This window comes from Coprococcus sp. RTP21281st1_F1_RTP21281_210402 (assembly GCF_040915325.1).
GTDB lineage: Bacteria > Bacillota > Clostridia > Lachnospirales > Lachnospiraceae > Coprococcus > Coprococcus aceti.
In genome coordinates this window covers 14268-31261 of the sequence record NZ_JBCPDQ010000013.1, presented here as the reverse complement: position 1 = coordinate 31261, position 16994 = coordinate 14268, and the positions used below count along the sequence as shown (strand labels likewise).

The 16994-nt window shown below is 36.1% G+C and carries 11 protein-coding genes; all 11 read right to left on the bottom strand.

What is annotated here, in order from left to right:
* Positions 1-43: 43 nt before the first annotated feature.
* Complete coding sequence (locus AB5150_RS14420) at positions 44-2818, bottom strand: leucine-rich repeat domain-containing protein (RefSeq protein WP_055146851.1); 2775 nt, start codon at positions 2816-2818, stop codon at positions 44-46.
* 110 nt (positions 2819-2928) lie between these two features.
* On the bottom strand, positions 2929-3870 hold the full coding sequence (locus AB5150_RS14415; protein ID WP_022216229.1) for an FHA domain-containing protein: 942 nt from the start codon (positions 3868-3870) through the stop codon (positions 2929-2931).
* Between the two features lie 26 nt (positions 3871-3896).
* Positions 3897-4805 (bottom strand): FHA domain-containing protein, encoded by a 909-nt coding sequence (locus AB5150_RS14410; protein WP_118758315.1) that lies wholly within the window; start codon positions 4803-4805, stop codon positions 3897-3899.
* A 2-nt stretch (positions 4806-4807) separates the two neighbouring features.
* On the bottom strand, positions 4808-5461 hold the full coding sequence (locus AB5150_RS14405) for an FHA domain-containing protein (RefSeq protein WP_055146857.1): 654 nt from the start codon (positions 5459-5461) through the stop codon (positions 4808-4810).
* 50 nt (positions 5462-5511) lie between these two features.
* On the bottom strand, positions 5512-6360 hold the full coding sequence (locus tag AB5150_RS14400; RefSeq protein ID WP_022216232.1) for a PP2C family serine/threonine-protein phosphatase: 849 nt from the start codon (positions 6358-6360) through the stop codon (positions 5512-5514).
* Positions 6357-7673, bottom strand: coding sequence for an FHA domain-containing serine/threonine-protein kinase (locus AB5150_RS14395; RefSeq protein WP_055146861.1), 1317 nt, complete (start codon positions 7671-7673; stop codon positions 6357-6359). The genes AB5150_RS14400 and AB5150_RS14395 overlap by 4 nt, the downstream gene beginning before the upstream one ends.
* A gap of 5 nt (positions 7674-7678) precedes the next feature.
* The gene (locus AB5150_RS14390; protein ID WP_349093153.1) at positions 7679-9133 is read right to left on the bottom strand and encodes an FHA domain-containing protein; all 1455 of its coding nucleotides are present in this window, start codon (positions 9131-9133) and stop codon (positions 7679-7681) included.
* A gap of 26 nt (positions 9134-9159) precedes the next feature.
* Positions 9160-9528 carry an FHA domain-containing protein gene (locus tag AB5150_RS14385; protein WP_349093151.1) on the bottom strand — a complete coding sequence of 123 codons (369 nt, stop codon included), beginning with the start codon at positions 9526-9528 and terminating at the stop codon, positions 9160-9162.
* Positions 9529-9543: 15 nt separating this feature from the next.
* A complete protein-coding gene (locus tag AB5150_RS14380; RefSeq protein ID WP_349093149.1) occupies positions 9544-11880 on the bottom strand; it encodes a PASTA domain-containing protein in 2337 nt (778 codons plus the stop codon).
* Between the two features lie 23 nt (positions 11881-11903).
* Positions 11904-14870: a PASTA domain-containing protein gene (locus AB5150_RS14375; protein ID WP_349093147.1), complete on the bottom strand. Its 2967-nt coding sequence runs from the start codon at positions 14868-14870 to the stop codon at positions 11904-11906.
* Between the two features lie 21 nt (positions 14871-14891).
* Complete coding sequence (locus AB5150_RS14370) at positions 14892-16988, bottom strand: serine/threonine-protein kinase (RefSeq protein WP_022216238.1); 2097 nt, start codon at positions 16986-16988, stop codon at positions 14892-14894.
* Positions 16989-16994: the final 6 nt, after the last annotated feature.

Genomic DNA, 16994 nt, shown 5'->3' with positions numbered 1-16994 from the left:
TTCACCTCTATATATCATCGCAATTTATACAGTTCTCAAACCATTATCTACTTGTTATCTTTGCTTTTTTTGATATCCCCCTTAGTACCATTAAACTCTTATACGATTTTAAGCATCTTGCTGGCACCTTTATTAAAGCCTTGGAGTATATACCTTTAAATGCGCATTTTCTAACAGACGTTTTTGTTAGATATGTCGAATATATGTCCATTTTTCTCAAATTTGAACATTTCGAAAAGCAGTTGTCACCTATTCTCCTTGTATTTTTACCAATCGCCACATTTGAAAGTGATTTACATCCATAAAAAGCATTTTTTCCTATCGACTTTACGTTTGATCCTACTATTAACTTTTTCAGATAAATATATCCTTTGAATGCATTATCCCCTATTGCGACCACATTCATTTTAGCATCACCAATATTCACATATTTTTTTACATTTAATACTGTGAATTTCTTATTAATTTTTTTATCCACACTTCCGATCAATGCTACATTTCCTTTTCCATCAGAACCAAAACTCATAACTTTGTACTTCAGTCCACCCGATACATACACCTTTCCAACAGGGATTTTTATAATAAATGTTTTTGTTATACTTCCCGTATAATTTCCCTTCCCTAACACTACAACTTTGGCAATTCCCACATTTCTATTATTATAATATCTTACATCATAGTCTTTCCCCAAAGATAACATCGCATTGTTATATCTAACAACAATTTTAGAATATGTATGCGCTTTGCCTGTATATACCTCAGTTTTTGGAATTCCAGCTACAGTTACTGAAGATGATTTTTCTGAGATTTCTCGCTGTTTGATGCTTACTTTTCTCGTAATACTTCCTGTATAATCACCTATTCCGGTGATAATAATATTCATGTTTCCAACATTTATATTTCCAGTATAAGTAACAATATAATCTTTTTTCTCCTCCAAAACAGTGTCAGATATTGTAACCTTCAAATTAGGGAATGTTATTTGTGATCCACTGTATGTTACACTGCTCGGAATATTTGAAATGCTGATATTTGAATTTGTCCCGATATTTACAATCTGCTTTATAATTAAAAATGTTTTCTCTATAGAACCACAATACTTTTCAATTCCAGATATTATTACTTTTGCTTCTCCTGGATATATATTATTTTCATAAGATAATATATAATCCGTTCCCTCCAGAAGCTGAACATCATTCAATTTAACACTTATACTATCCTGTTTTTGTGAAATTCCATCATAATTCTTATTTTTTATACCCGAAATCTCTGCCTGTGATATATCAAGTAGTGGAGCCTCTATAATTGTGTATTTAATTGAATTATTAACGGCATATTTGTATGCAACCGAACCATCATAACATTTAATTTCAAACATATTATTGTGCTGACTGAATACATCAGGTTCTATTATAATGGCACTATTCGGAATTAATATACTTGATAAGTTCTTGCATTCTGCAAATGCTTTTTCTCCTATATATTTAATTCCATCCGGAAGTTGAACATCCATCAGACTTATACAACCATTGAACATCCCTTCTGATATTTCTGAGCATCCCTCTAATATTTCTATTTTTTTTAAATCTACACAATTACTAAAAATATCACTCTGAAGAATTTCTATCCCCGATGGTATTACTACACTAGTCAACGCTGAATAAGCAAATGCTGACATTCCTAATTTTTTTACATGCTCTGGAATTGTAATGTTTTTTAAATTTGTGCATGCGGCAAACGCACAACTATCAATTGTTTCAATATTATTCGGAAGTTTAACAAAGCTCAAAGAGGAACACCCCTCAAAGGCTCCATCTCCTATATATTTAACACTTTGTGGTATATAGATGTTTTTTAACCCCGTACATTCTCTAAATGTTCTTGTTCCTATAGAAATAAGCCCAGATGGCAATTCTATATACTCTAAGCTTGTACACAAAAAAAATAATTCTTTAGGTAATTCTTTTATATTCTTTGATAATTCTACACTAGTTAATGCTTCACAATGAGAAAAAACACCAGCCCCCATTTCTACTACGTTTTCCGGAATAACAACTTTTTTCAGATCTGGGCAATTGTAAAAAGCTTCGCTGTCTATTTTCACGATATTTGATGGAATTTCTACGCTGCTTAAATTATTGCAATGATCAAATGCGCATACCCCTATACACGTTACACTTTTAGGTATTACCGTATTTATACAGCCACGCAGGATAGAATTGCTACTCGTTTCAATTAACGCATTACACTCTTCCCTGCTATCAAAATAAGTATTTGCTTCATCCACCACAATAGAATTTATATTACCACATCCACAGAATGCATAAGAGCCTATTTCCTTAACACCAGAAGATATATATATTTCATTTAAACTTTCACAATGATAAAATGCTTCGCTTCTTATCTCCTCTACTCCCGATGGGATATATATTTTTTTCAAATAAACACATTGTTCGAATGCATTATCCTCTATAATTTTCAAGCTGTCTGGTAATTGTATGTCTTCCATACTGCAACTGCGAAATGCACTAGAAGATATTTTTTCAACAGTATCTGGTACACTCACTTTTGTAATTAATTTACCAAAAAAAGCTCCCTCACCGATTATTGTCACTTTATAATTATCAATATATGCTGGAATTTCTACAATTTCATTTTCAGCCATATATTGCGTTATCGTTGCTGTATTACCGTCTGGATTTATCTCATATTTATAATCACCACTTTCATATTCATCAGCCATAGCACATACTGACATTGAAAAAAATACAATAATAGTAGTAATAATAGCACCTAATACATCTCGTAAAATTCTCATAATAAATCCCCTTTTTAATAAATTCGGTGATGGCGACTATTTGTAAACCTCTATCAGTCAAATTAATTCCACTTATGTCACCATCACCTCATATCTTTATCTTTTATTATTTACTGAAACAACTCATTCAGCATATCATCTAAAGATTCTCCAGCCTGTCCAATTCCATACTCGATAAGTTCTCTCTTCGGGCATGATGCAGCAGACATATAAATATAGCTGAACAACAACATTGCAACTACAGCCAACACAATAGCAACCGTTCCTATATTTTTTATTTTGGCATCCTTTGTAACATTTTTTGATAATTGAACTATTCCAAGTATTAAACCGACAAAGGCAAATACTGCAATGAATTCAAATGAGCCACCCCAATTATTTATATAAACTACACATGCTGGTGCAAAATGTTGTGCATCTGTAGCCAAGATATAAATAAGTGATATAAGACATACCAAAAATGCTGCACCCGCAAAAATTAAACCAATTGTTCCCAATGTACACGACACTTTCTGTACAAACTGACCATTATATTGATTATTATTGACCTGATTTTGAACAGATGCTTCGCTATTTCCAGCATTATAGCTATCTTCAGAACCGCCTCTCACTGTTAATTGCGGCTGAGCGGCTGCCTGAGATGCCGACATCTTCTGAGTTGCTCTGTCATCGTCATCATCATCATAAATATCCTGATCACTTGCCCCTCGTTCATTTTCAAATCTCTGAGGTGCGATAAGCTGGATTATCTCATCAGTACGACCTAACTTAATAGTGTCTCCTCCATTCAGATACTCCACGCTCCCCTGCTGCATTCTCTTAACATTATTTATGTATGTGCCTGATGAAGAATAGTCACTCACAGCAAACCTTCTATCATTTGGATTATATTGTATCGAGCAATGCTTTCTACTTATATTTTCATTACTGAACACAAAATTTGATACTGCGGGATTTCTTCCTAACACTATTGCTGTAAACGGTGTCAATTCGATTTCTGATCCGGCATACTGCCCGGATAAAAATTTTATCTTTGCATTATTATTCGCCATATATACTCTCCTCTTACACCCATTGCCTACATATCGCTATATTTAAATTCTTTTCTCTTCAAAGCGCATATTGCTCTCTGAAATTCTGCTACTTCATACAACGAAATATTTTTAATTGAGAATGTATATTTTCCTCCTGGGAAATGAACAACAAACCAATTTCCCCACAGTTTTAAGTATGTATACGCCTGTATAAGTGTCAGCGCAAGGAATGGCAAAAATGTAGCAGCAACACCTGTAATCGACATTGAAATAATACCTACAACAAGCCAAACTCCCGCCATAACCAGACTCCATATAGGATTTCTCTTCACTATCGATGTGCCTGTAACCTCATCAAGCTCTACTACATCTCTTGAATATGCATATGATATAATTCCTTTATGCTCATTTATGTATAATCTTCTATTTGTAAGCACTGCCTTATTCTTAAGCAAACCTTTTCCAGTAAAGAAATTGAGTACACGATCATTAGACAATGTAAGCACTTCTTTTTCATCATCTTCTACCAGATAATCTTCAAATATAGATGCACCATTATCTGGTCGAGGTGTGTACTTTTTAGACAATCTTTTGATAACTCCCGTCCTCTTAGGTGTACTGACATTCGTATTTACAAGCTGTGCAGAAAACGTAAACACATTGTCTGAATGACCAAGCTTAACTTTTGCTCCATTATCTATATTTACTGTCTGCTGTGGTCCCAACTCATTACCATTTACTGTTGTTCCCGATGTTGAATAATTTAGTAAACTCAGCCGTCCTGTATTTTCGTCAAATGTTATTGCACAATGAACCCTGCTTACTCTGTCAGACTGGAAGAAAATATTACAATTCGCTCCATTTCGTCCCAGAACCTGCTGCTTACCAGGCTGAAGATCTATACTACTTCCCTGTAATTCTCCCTGAATAAATGTAATTTTACCAGTATACATATTTACTCCTCCTCACTATGTAATCCATCATCCCAGCTAAACTTCTTTCCACAGAAAGGTATAAACGCCAGCTTTGTCTCGCCCACAAGTATTACATCATATGCATTGAGTTCTTTTGATCCCAAAACGACCTCATCATTTAAGTAGAACAGGCCCCTGGAATCTCCAGGCTGAACAATAAACTTTCTCTGTCTTGGCTCATATACGATTATCGCATGCTTATCTCTTGATACTGTTCTATCCTTTGCAAGAACTATATCCTGATTTGCATTTCTACCTATAAAGTTTCTTCCTGTCTTTAATGGGAATCCAGTTCCTTTATCACTTCCCTCAATGCATACAACCCATCCTACAACTTCTGATTTTCCTGAACTTCCACTGAAACCTATTGTCACTGAATCATCATCATCTTTTTCCGGCTTGTTTTTTGCATCATTTATCATGTCTGTGAATGATGTATCGGCATCTGTATAATTTACAGTATCATCAGTCGCATTGCTGGAAAGTGATGTTCCACCTGAAAATGCAGAATCATTTACCGGCTGAGTATATCTCATTGTCTGTCCCATACCTTCATTTGCACTTGCACAATGTGGACACATTGAAAACTTGTCCATATCATAGTAATGACCTTTCGCACATCTTGTTAAATTCATAAATTTGTCCTCCTCTTGATTGTATATTTATGACGGCATCTTTCTGCCCTTTATCTGCCATATCTAAGCAGAATTACCGACGTATTATCTTGATTTCTCTGTGTAAGCTGCATAACAACCTTATTTAATCGTTCAGCTATCACCTGCATACTATTCTGATTATCCAAAACAATATCTAATATCTGTTCGTTGCTAAGTCTCTTATAAAGACCATCGCTGCACAATAGTATCAGATCATTTTCTTCCAGATAAAATGGCTCAGTGTTACTATCCGTCAACGAGATATTGCCCATTCCTAAATAACTTATAAGTGCTTCGGCCTGATTCTCCTGCATCTCGTACTCTTTCTCGGTTATCTGTCCATTTCTCAGCATTGTATCCAACTGCAGTCTGAAATTATGATCTCTGTTTATTGCTTGTATATCATTGTCTCTCACTATATAAATTCTGCTGTCACCTGCTGATATGAAATACATACCATTCCCTTTTGTAACAACGCACACTAAAGTACAACCGCCTCCCAATGCATTTCCATACTCATCCTCGAGATCTGCTACACACTCATCGAGACGTACAACTTCCCTCTCTAAGAATATTGGAACCTCACTAAAATCATTCACTGACTTAAAATCATTCACTAACATTTTCACCGCTGTATTACTTGCCAATTCACCACCGTTCAAACCACCCATACCATCGCAAATTACAGCTAAAGTCATTCCATTTTCATACTTTGCTACAAATAAAGCATCCTGTTGATAACTCCTTGTTCCTATTATTGATGACTGTCCGATTTCAATATGCAATGCATTTTCTTTACGATCTATACTTTCCCAGTTTATTTCTTCAGTAAGTCTGACTGTTGTAACTTCATTTTGTCTTGCTGCTTCTTCTCTCATAAATATGTCACTCCTACCTTAAAAGAACATTTCTGATTTGCCAGTGTTACCACACTTCCTTTATCTACAGAATATACTTGGTTTGGGTTAAGCTTGTACCCATTAACCCATGTTCCATTCGTAGATAAATCCGTAATGTATATCAAATCTTCTAGGCTGTCGTAGTATACCTCACAGTGCTTTTTACTTATAAATTCATCCTGTTTGAATATAATCTGGGCATAATTCTTGGTTCGGCCAACAATTACTCCTCTGTCCAGAGGTATATCAATGGTAGTACCTTCATTGTCTCCAGAAATAATAACTATGTATGGATGCGGAATTCGTCCATGTGTTGCAGAAATAAGGTTATCTGTAACCGCATGTATTCCGTTGGCCTTATTCTCATTATTCTTTTTTAAGATATCCGCATTTTGGTTATCATCATGAGAATATACAGTCTCATTTATCAGCCTCATATCTGATAAAAATTCATAAATAGTCTGTGTTCGTTCTTTATAATTTACTCTCAACGCTTTATATAAAGCATCAGTTACATACTCTGGAATATCCTCATCATCCAGAACTATATCTTCACTGGATAGCAGTCTTTCATTAGGGTTTAATAACATCTTTCCCGTAAGAAGATAGTATACGGTCGCTGCAAGTGAATACACATCAGTAAATGTACCCTGCTCAGACTTTGATGAATACTGCTCAAAAGGAGCAAATCCAGGAGTAAGCATCACTGACAATTGTTCATTACCAGATTGTCTTTTTATATTTTTGGCATTTCCAAAATCAATGAGCTTTATTACACCGGTGCTATCCACCATAATATTGTCTGGCTTTATATCTCTATGGAATATATTCAATGCGTGAACCTGAATAAGCGCAGTTCCGACATCAAATAAAATTTTGTTTACATATTTAAACTTTAATTTACCATTTTCCCTAACAAGTTTTTTTAATGTAACTCCGTCAACATATTCCATCACATAGTATCCGGTGCCATTTTCTTTAAACCTGTCATACACTGATACAACAGATTCAACGCCTTGAAGCTTCCATAGAACATCTGCCTCTTCCATGAATCTCGTAAGGCCATGATTAAAAATTTCTATTTTCTCATCCGATACTGTTTTTACTTCTTTTCCATTTGATAATCTTACGGCGCTATCCCTCGGGAAATATTCCTTCACAGCGCACTTTTTGCCTTCTGCTTCGTCATATGCCACATAAGTTATTCCAAATCCACCTTGACCAATAATTTCATCTATACGATAGCGATTTGATAAATATGTTCCTTTACCCAATGCATATGTAATATTCATTCATATCACCACCTTACTATAATTCCTACTGCACCGATCATCAGTCTATCTCCCGAAAACAACTGATGTCTGTCAGTTATCTGCTTGCCATTTAATTTTGTACTGTTTGTCGCAGTCATCAACGGCTGAACGAATAACTCTCCATTTTTGCATTCCAATACAATATGCTGTCTTGAAACTGTAACTTCATTGATAAAAACGTCACAGGTGTTTGCCCTGCCTATAAATGCACTTCCATTTATATGAACATTTTTCACATCAGGCTTTCTTCCTATAACCTCTATCTGTACATCCATCGAACTATTGTAGTTATGTCCGTTATCCATGCCTACATCATTATTATTTGTTATTTGTGCATTTTTTCTGTGTCGATCTATTTTGCGTTTTTTCTTCTGCCTATGATTAACAGTCAAAATAATCACTAAAGTAATAACAACAACCACAACTAGAGCTGAAAATATAATTATCAGCTTTCCAACTATTCCATTCGTCCACCATGACTTAAGCTTATTGATAAATCCATCGTTATTACTTCCAACGCCGCCATCTGTAGGGGTTGCAACACCATATAATTCTACTGATGTTACCTCAACGACTTCTGTTGTTGCATATCCCGTCCAATTGCCAGATGTTGTACTATTTTCTGTTATTGATTCCTCGTTATTAATTGAATAACCAATATTTAATCTTCCTGCTACATCTGTCTCTATATTTAGGAGCACATCATCAGCAGCTTCATCCAATGGTGCCGCATCAATACAATCCTCTTTAAAGAAGTTGTCTATCCCCTTCATCGAATCATATCTTTTACGTGTAGTGTCCGGAGTAGCCTTATATCTGGATATATCGACCCAATACACTAAACTATTACTTTCATTTAAAAGCTCCTTACTTTTCTTTTGTAACTTTTCCTGACCATCGGTTAGCAATATATACACATTTTTATTGTCAGTATTTTCTTTATTCTCCAATACTGCATACAATTCGTTATTAAATTCATCAGGATTCCTATTTTCAGAATCCACAAAATCATTAGTATTACGAGACTGACTGATGACATCCGACAGATTTACCACACCTGTATTATTCTTTATGGTCGTAAAATCTCCGGTTTTCTTTTCAGCTTCAGAAGATGTTATATAATACACCTCTATATTTCTTGTCAGATCTCCGCTTCTCTCTGCAAAATCACTAATTAGAGTTCCAACATATTCCAGATTTTTTCCTGAGTCATTTCTTGCATCATACTCGTCCAGATATATTGATCTTTTAAAATCCCAAAAAATATAATAATTTACGCCACTATCATCCGTTACATCTTCATTACTTTCACTAACCATAGTGTTTTCAGCACACGCAGTTATGACCGAACCTATTAACCCATTCATAACAAAGGCCATGGTTATCAGCACGCTCAGGCCTATTTTTTTTAAATATCTGAATAGACAGCTTTCACTCATCTCATCCACTCTCCATTTCCCAAATTTTATCGTAATAAAAGTTCTTCACTATATGTTCCGATACATATATGTGTTCCACCAGCAACTGAAACGACCTGTCCTTTTTTTGTTATTTGACCACCTGGAAGGATTATTCCATTTGTTGATCTGTCTTCTATTGTGTACAAACCAGTACCATTGTTGTAGCTTAGTCTGCAATGTGTACGACTGATGAAATCTCCCTCCATGATCAAATTACATGTTGCCGGATCCCTGCCTATAGTTATGATATTTCCATAATTCACAGCAATAATAACCCCTACCAGATACCCTCTGACACCGATAATCGCACCTCCATCCTGTGGAACATGATTTAAAACCTGCTGTCTTGAATTGATTTTCTTAACATTCTCCATTTTTATCCTCTACTATTAGTATTCTGGGCAAATATAATTTCCGCTCTCATCTTTTTCATTATTACAAATTATCAGTGAAACCGATGTTCCATAATCGACCTCGGAATATGCAGAAACACCTTGACTTAAGACTGCACCATCATATGAATTAGGATCAGACCTGTACTCTATGCTTCCAACTGAAAGCCCCGCATCATACAACATCGATATAGCAGAATCTTCACTACATCCAGATAAATCTGGAACGATTGCTTTTGTCGGTTCATCATCTGGTTCTGGTGCTTCTGTCGTTTCTTCTTCAGTAGTAGTCTCCTGGGCTGTCGTAGGTGTATCCTCTGTAGTAATTTCTGTTGTTTCTTCTGTATCATTAGTTGCTTCTGAATTATCTTCAGAGCCATTGCCTTTACTCACCACAAGTTTTATAATTGTTTTTTCCTCAACCTCCGTATCTGGTTTTATACTTTGCGATATTACATGATCCTTCTCAACCTTATCACTCTGTTCATATTCGACCTCTATCTGAAGATTACTCTCATCCATAAGTTTCCGGGCATCTTCAAGGCTCTTATAAACTACATCAGGAACATGAGTCATTTTTACACCAAGAGAAACTTTTACCCCCAACACAAACCCCTGTTTTTCTTTTTCTCCAGACTTATGATTCTGCTTTATCACTTTTCCCTGAGCAACCTTGCTGTCATTAAGTGTTTCTTCCTTATATATGTATATCTTTTTCTCTCTTGCACACTTTCTTGCATTCTCCCATGTTTCACCAACAACATCTGGAATTGTAGTTTCTGCGCTCTCATCATAACTACTATTGCCAATAGATACTTTCAATAATATCTCTGAGCCTTTATCTACTTTTTCTCCTTCTTTATATTGTTGGTCACATATATAATCCTGAGCTATTTCACTTTCTTGTGTTTCAATCTTCGCATGCAGCCCCATCTTTTCAACTTGTTCCACGGCTTCAGTCTGTCCTAATCCAGTGAAATCTGGCATATACACCTGTCCTTTTCCACTCGATACAACTATTTCTACTGTCATACCTTTCTGTACCTGACTTCCACCACTTATATTTTGTGATAATACTGAGTCCTTAGGTATATCTTCCGACTCCTGCTTATCAACAATTTTCATATCTATATTTTCAGAGGCCAGTATTTTCTCAGCATCATCAACTGTAAGATTTATGACATTTGGCACTCTTGCATCCGATCTGTCATCCGAGGAAATAAATGAATCCCAATTTATTACACCAGTTACCAATAAGGTCCCAACTACCAGTACAGCTAATATTGATGCTGCTACCACTGCTTTCAACCATGTTGGCCATCTTCCAAGATCTCTGGATTTTGATGTTACACGATTTTTGTGTACAACATCCGTTGTCGTAAGTTCATATTCCAGTCTTTCCATATCCGGAGTTCTGTCATTGATTTCTATATTTAAAGCATTCAATATAGCATTCTCAACATTCTCTGATATGTTCCCTGCAAACTTTGATGGTAATTCCAGTGTATCTTTAGAACATCTCTCCATTGAATCGTCCGGAGTTACGCCAGTTATCATTTTGTACAAAGTTGCACCACAACCATATACATCTGTCCACGGCCCCTGTTCTCCACGGCTTCTATACTGTTCAGGCGGCGCATATCCCGGTTTAACTATAACCGACAGGCTTTTGCTGTGATTTGTTGATGTCGCCTGTCTTGCAGCGCCAAAATCAATAAGCTTTACCTCTCCATTTGAAGTTATGAAAATATTATCTGGAGCTATATCTCTGTGTAATATCCCTTTTTCATGAACCTTCTTCAAAGTCCTTATTATAGGTATCATCATATCAACAGCTTTTTGATAATCTATTTTACCGTTATCTAGGAGGAATTCTTTTAACGTTTGTCCCTCCAGATATTCCATAGCAATATATGCTGTATTATTTTCACGGAACACATCATACACATCTGTTATTCCTGTTGTTCCCTTAAATTTTGCAAGCCTCTTTGCCTCATCAATAAACTTTTCTATTCCTCCGTTAAACTGGTCAGTCCTATCTCCACTAAAGATAGATATCGTTGATGAGCCAACAGCCCTTGTTGCAAATTCAGATGGCAGATATTCCTTAATAGCTATTTTCTTCTCAAGACTATAATCATATGCCAGATATGTAACCGAAAATCCACCATATCCTATGGTTTTTCCTACAATATACTTCCCGCCAAGTATTACTCCCGGAGCTAAATGATATGGCTCTGCGGGCGGAGTATCCACCCTATATCCACAATATGGACATACGCTATCATTTTCATCAAACTTATTCATACATCCCATACATAATTGTTCCGCCATACCATACTGCCTCCTGTTACTTCCTAGTATTGTTCATATACATAATCTTGTTTTGTCTCAACCTGTCTTGTTGAGGATTCACTAACTCTAGATGTGCTCCACTCAGACCACGAACCATAAATTGGTTTTCTGTACCAGTATGTATATACCTTATTCACAGACCGGGTCTGATATCTGTAGACAGTACCCGTCCACGACCACTCACCAGTGCCTGAAACATTTCTGTAATTAACTTCTCCATTACTATTAAATACCCATCTTTCAGTCGAACTGCCAGGCCACTGAAATTGATTTGCACGTGATACTTCATCCCACGGAAGATAATATTCCCTCCTTCTAGATCCTGAATTCTGCCATTTATCATCAGTTCTTTCATAAGAACCATCAGCCCTGTATGTATCATATCGACCAAACACAGCGCCATCTTTCGCTTCTACATTACAGGTATCACTGGATTGTACGTAGTTTGAACTCCATTCAGTCCATCCTCCCCAGTTCCCATAAGACTGACTTTCTTCGGTTTTGTAATATGTATAACCACTTGGAGTGCTGTTACTGTTAGTCTTTTTTATATCATAATCCTGCACATCTCTATATCTATACATTGTCACAGTATCATTCGAACAAACTATCAATGATATCTGAGTTCCTTTTTTTACCTTCTGATTTGAACCAATACCCTGATCCAAAACTATGCCTGTACTAGATGATGAGGAAGATCTATATTCCACACTTCCAACACTTAATTCATTACTTTCCAGCATTGCTTCAGCCTGTTGCAAAGACATTCCAACCAGACTAGGCACATCTACCATAGAATCATCTTTTGATGGTTTTACATTCTCAGTTGTGCTTTCTGTCTTATTCTCTGTGCGCTGTTCTTCTGTAGCATGTTCTGTTTTTTTGTCCTCAGTGTTCTTATCTTCCTTCTTACTCTCTGATTTTTTCTCCGTTGTCTTCTCTGTTGTTTTTGTTTGCTCTGATGTTGTATTCTTCTTATCAGTATCTTCATATCTAGGTGCAGCATCAATCTTATCACTGCCCTCACTTATACACAGCGATACTGTAGACCATACTTTCACCTCTGTTCCCGCCTCAACGCTCTGGGATATTACATGATCTTTAGCTACCACATCACTCTTCTGGTATGTAACCTCTATTTTTATCTTACTGTCATTCATAAGTTTTGAAGCTTCATCAAAGCTCTTATATACAACATCTGGAACATGCGTTGTATTTATTCCGAGGCTCACATCAACGCCTAAGTCAGAACCTTCTTCCACCTTTGACTTAGCTTTCAAAGACTGTTTCATAACTATATCTTTCTCAACAGTATCACTGTTCTTTATATCTGATTTATATATGTATATTCTTTTATCAGATGCCATTTTTCTTGCATCATCCCATTTTTCACCTACAACATTCGGCACTTCTGTTTTCTTCGAATTGTCATACTCTTTTTTACCCAATGACACCGTAAGGTTAACCTCTGAACCTTTATCTACAGCCTCGCCATACTTGTACTGCTGTGCGCAAATATATTCCTTCTTTATTTCGCTCTCAGCCGTATCTGTTTTTACAAACAAACCCAGATCCTTCAATTCCTGTTCAGCTTTTTCTTTAGATAAACCAACAACATCAGGCATATACACCTGTCCTACGCCTCCAGATATTGTAACCTCTAACACCATTCCCCCTTTGACTTCCGTACCATAAGGAATGTTTTGTGACAAAACCGCACCTTTAGGAATCGTATCAGATTCAACCTGATCAACTATCTGAATCAGCATATCCTTTTCTTGAATCATTATCTCTGCATCATTGAGCGTTTGATTTACAACATTAGGCACCCTGACTTTAGATGTCGCCCCCGGTATAAACATCTTCCAATTTATCACGCCTGTGACCAATAAAGTTCCCAGCGTCAATAGTAAAACAGCCGCTGCAGGCACCGATATCTTTAACCATAATGGCCAACGTCCAAAATCCATTTTCTTCTTTTTAGCCTTTATTCTTGCAACTTCTTCATCCGTAGTAAGCTCATATTCCAATCTCTCCATATCTGGTGTTCTATCCTCTATCTCCAGATTCAGAGCATTCATAATTGCATTTTCCTGATTAGTCGTAATATCTATATTAAATTTTGATATATCTTTCAGTGAATCCTTCGAATCTCGATCCATCGAATCTTCAGGGGTAACTCCAGTTATCATCTTATATAACACGGCACCGCATCCATATACATCTGTCCAGGAACCCTGATCTCCCCTACTTCTATATTGCTCTGGTGGTGCATATCCCGGCTTCACTATTACAGATAAACTCTTGCTATGATTTGTAGATGTAGCCTGTCTTGCAGCGCCAAAATCAATGAGTTTTACTTCACCATTATTGGTCATAAAAATGTTATCTGGTGCAATATCTCTATGTAAGATTCCCTGAGCATTTACCGTCTTTAACGTTCTTATTATAGGAATCATCATTTCTATCGCTTCATCAGGTGAAATCTTTCCGTTTTTTTCCAGATACTCTTTGAGTGTCTCTCCCTCAAGGAATTCCATCACTATATATGCAGTATTATTCTCTACCAACACGTCATAAACATCTGTTACTCCCGGAGTTCCACGAAATTTTGCCAATCGTTTTGCTTCATCAACAAATTTTTCTATTCCTCCACGGAATTGTTCTTCTCTATCACCTGTGAAAATTACAACCTGTGAAGATCCTGGAGATCTTGTTGCAAACTCAGAAGGCATATACTCTTTTATCGCTACCTTTTTATCAATACTGTAATCATAGCCTATATATGTTACAGAAAATCCTCCATACCCTATTGCTTTACCAACAATATATTTTCCTCCAATAACAGTTCCTGGAGTTAAATGATATGGCTCCTGAGCTGAAGATTCGGAATTATAACCGCAATACGGACATATACTGTATTTGTCATTGTATTTTTCCATACATCCCATACATATTCTTTCAGGCATCTGTATATTCTCCTTCCCACTTTACTGCTGTTTTATCTTCATGTTATCTGTGTAAGAATCTATAATCTGTAATTCAGTATTAGTATCCGTATATGACTTCAACGCAGATTTATTAACTGGTAATCCTTCAATTTTCTGCAATTTATCCACACCATTATCGCTATAAGATGTTCCTAAGAACAACGCTTCCTGAGCTCCCTGTTTTAACATATAGCTTATTAACAAAGAAGCCGCTCTGCTCTCATCATCACTGGTTGTTCCACTTATCGACAATTCATTAGTTGGTTCTACATAAACTGAATCACTTTCTATCTTCACGATCTTATATCTTCCAGCCCAACTGTCATTTACAAATTTATAGTCCTCCGTTGAACCGAAATAGTATAATAATTTATCGTCAGATAAAAACTGCTTATATATTTCACTTCCACCTAATTTTTTCCATTCTTTTTTTCTTTTATCATCAATATTCTGACTATTCTCATTACTATTCAGCGAACTCAGAAGCATATCTTCCGCAGATTCTGATATATAGAAACTATCATCACTCATGCTTTCTATCTGCTTGTAGTCGCTTATAGTCAGATTATCTATATTCTTAACTTCTGAGCTTCTTTTTACATATACAACAGGTGCCTCAAAGCTTAATGGAATTTTTTTGCTTTCTTCAATAGAATTTTTATAATTTTCTAACAGATAGCAATCGTCAGATCCCGACTTTTCCATATATTCATAAACTTTATCTACGCTGGCCGCATCCTCCATAATCTCTTTTGTTGCATATTGAGCCTGGAATATTGTAGGCATCTCTCCATTCTCGTATGCTTTTAATAATTCACTGCCATATTGATCTTCTGGTATAAATTTATAATTAACATTTACCTTCTCTTGACTACTTGTGAATGCTTCTATTCCACTATCCATCATTGCCTTTGCGCCATCTTCATTCATTTGATCATCCACTGCAATCCAGATTGATATATCAGCAGCATTCATAACCACATCAGCTTTTTTATTTTTATACATGTTGTACACATAAAGTGACATTGACACGACGACAAGAAGTGCAATTCCTACTGTTATCGTTCGCTTCATTCTGCGTACACGAAGTTCTTTCTTTGGCTCCATAACTTTCTTTTCTCCATCAAGAGCCTTTTTTAATTCGTCTACATTTGAAAATCGTATTTCAGGATATATTGACATTCCCTTCATAACAGTATTACTTATTCTTTCAGGAATATCACTGTATATCTGAATTGGAGATTGTACTGTATCCTCTATAACTCTATTAACAGATTCGTCCGGTAATACTCCTGTTATTGCGCGATATACAGTTGCACATAACGCATATATATCTGTCCATGGTCCCTGCTTACTTTTTGCCTGATACTGCTCTGGTGGAGCAAATCCAGGTTTCAAAATAATAGATCTGGTTCTTTCCTGATCAGCATCTGAAAATCTTGCAGCGCCGAAATCTAGGAGCTTAATCCGCCCATCGTTGCACAACATTATGTTGTCAGGACTGATATCTCTGTGTATTATTCCGCCAGCATGTATCTCCTTGAGAGCTGTTATTACCGCATCAGCTATAGGTATAACCTCTTCACAGCCTATACGACCTCCCTTTGACTTTAAATAACTCTTCAAAGTCATTCCTGGCAAATATTCCATAACAAGATACGCAGTATTATTTTCCTCAAAAAAAGCATCAACATGAACAATATTTGGATTATCGACAAATTTCGCCATATTTTTTGCTTCATCCAAGAATCTTTCCAATCCCTGCATATACTCTTCTTTACTTTCACCAGTATAAATAATTACCTGTGGCTTTCCTGGAACCCTTTGCACAAGACCAGTTGGATAATACTCTTTCACAGCCACAACCGTCTCAAGTACATTATCCCAAGCCTTATATGTAATACCAAATCCGCCAAATCCTATACATGTACCTATCACATACCTGTTATTGTATAAGCCAACTCCCGGATATAAATGATATAATTCTTTAGGTGGTGTTCCCTCGCAATATCCACAGTATGGACAGACCTCACTCTCTTCCTTATCGCTATATACTATGTCAAATAAATTAAAACAATTTAGACATCTTCTCTGCATTCAATA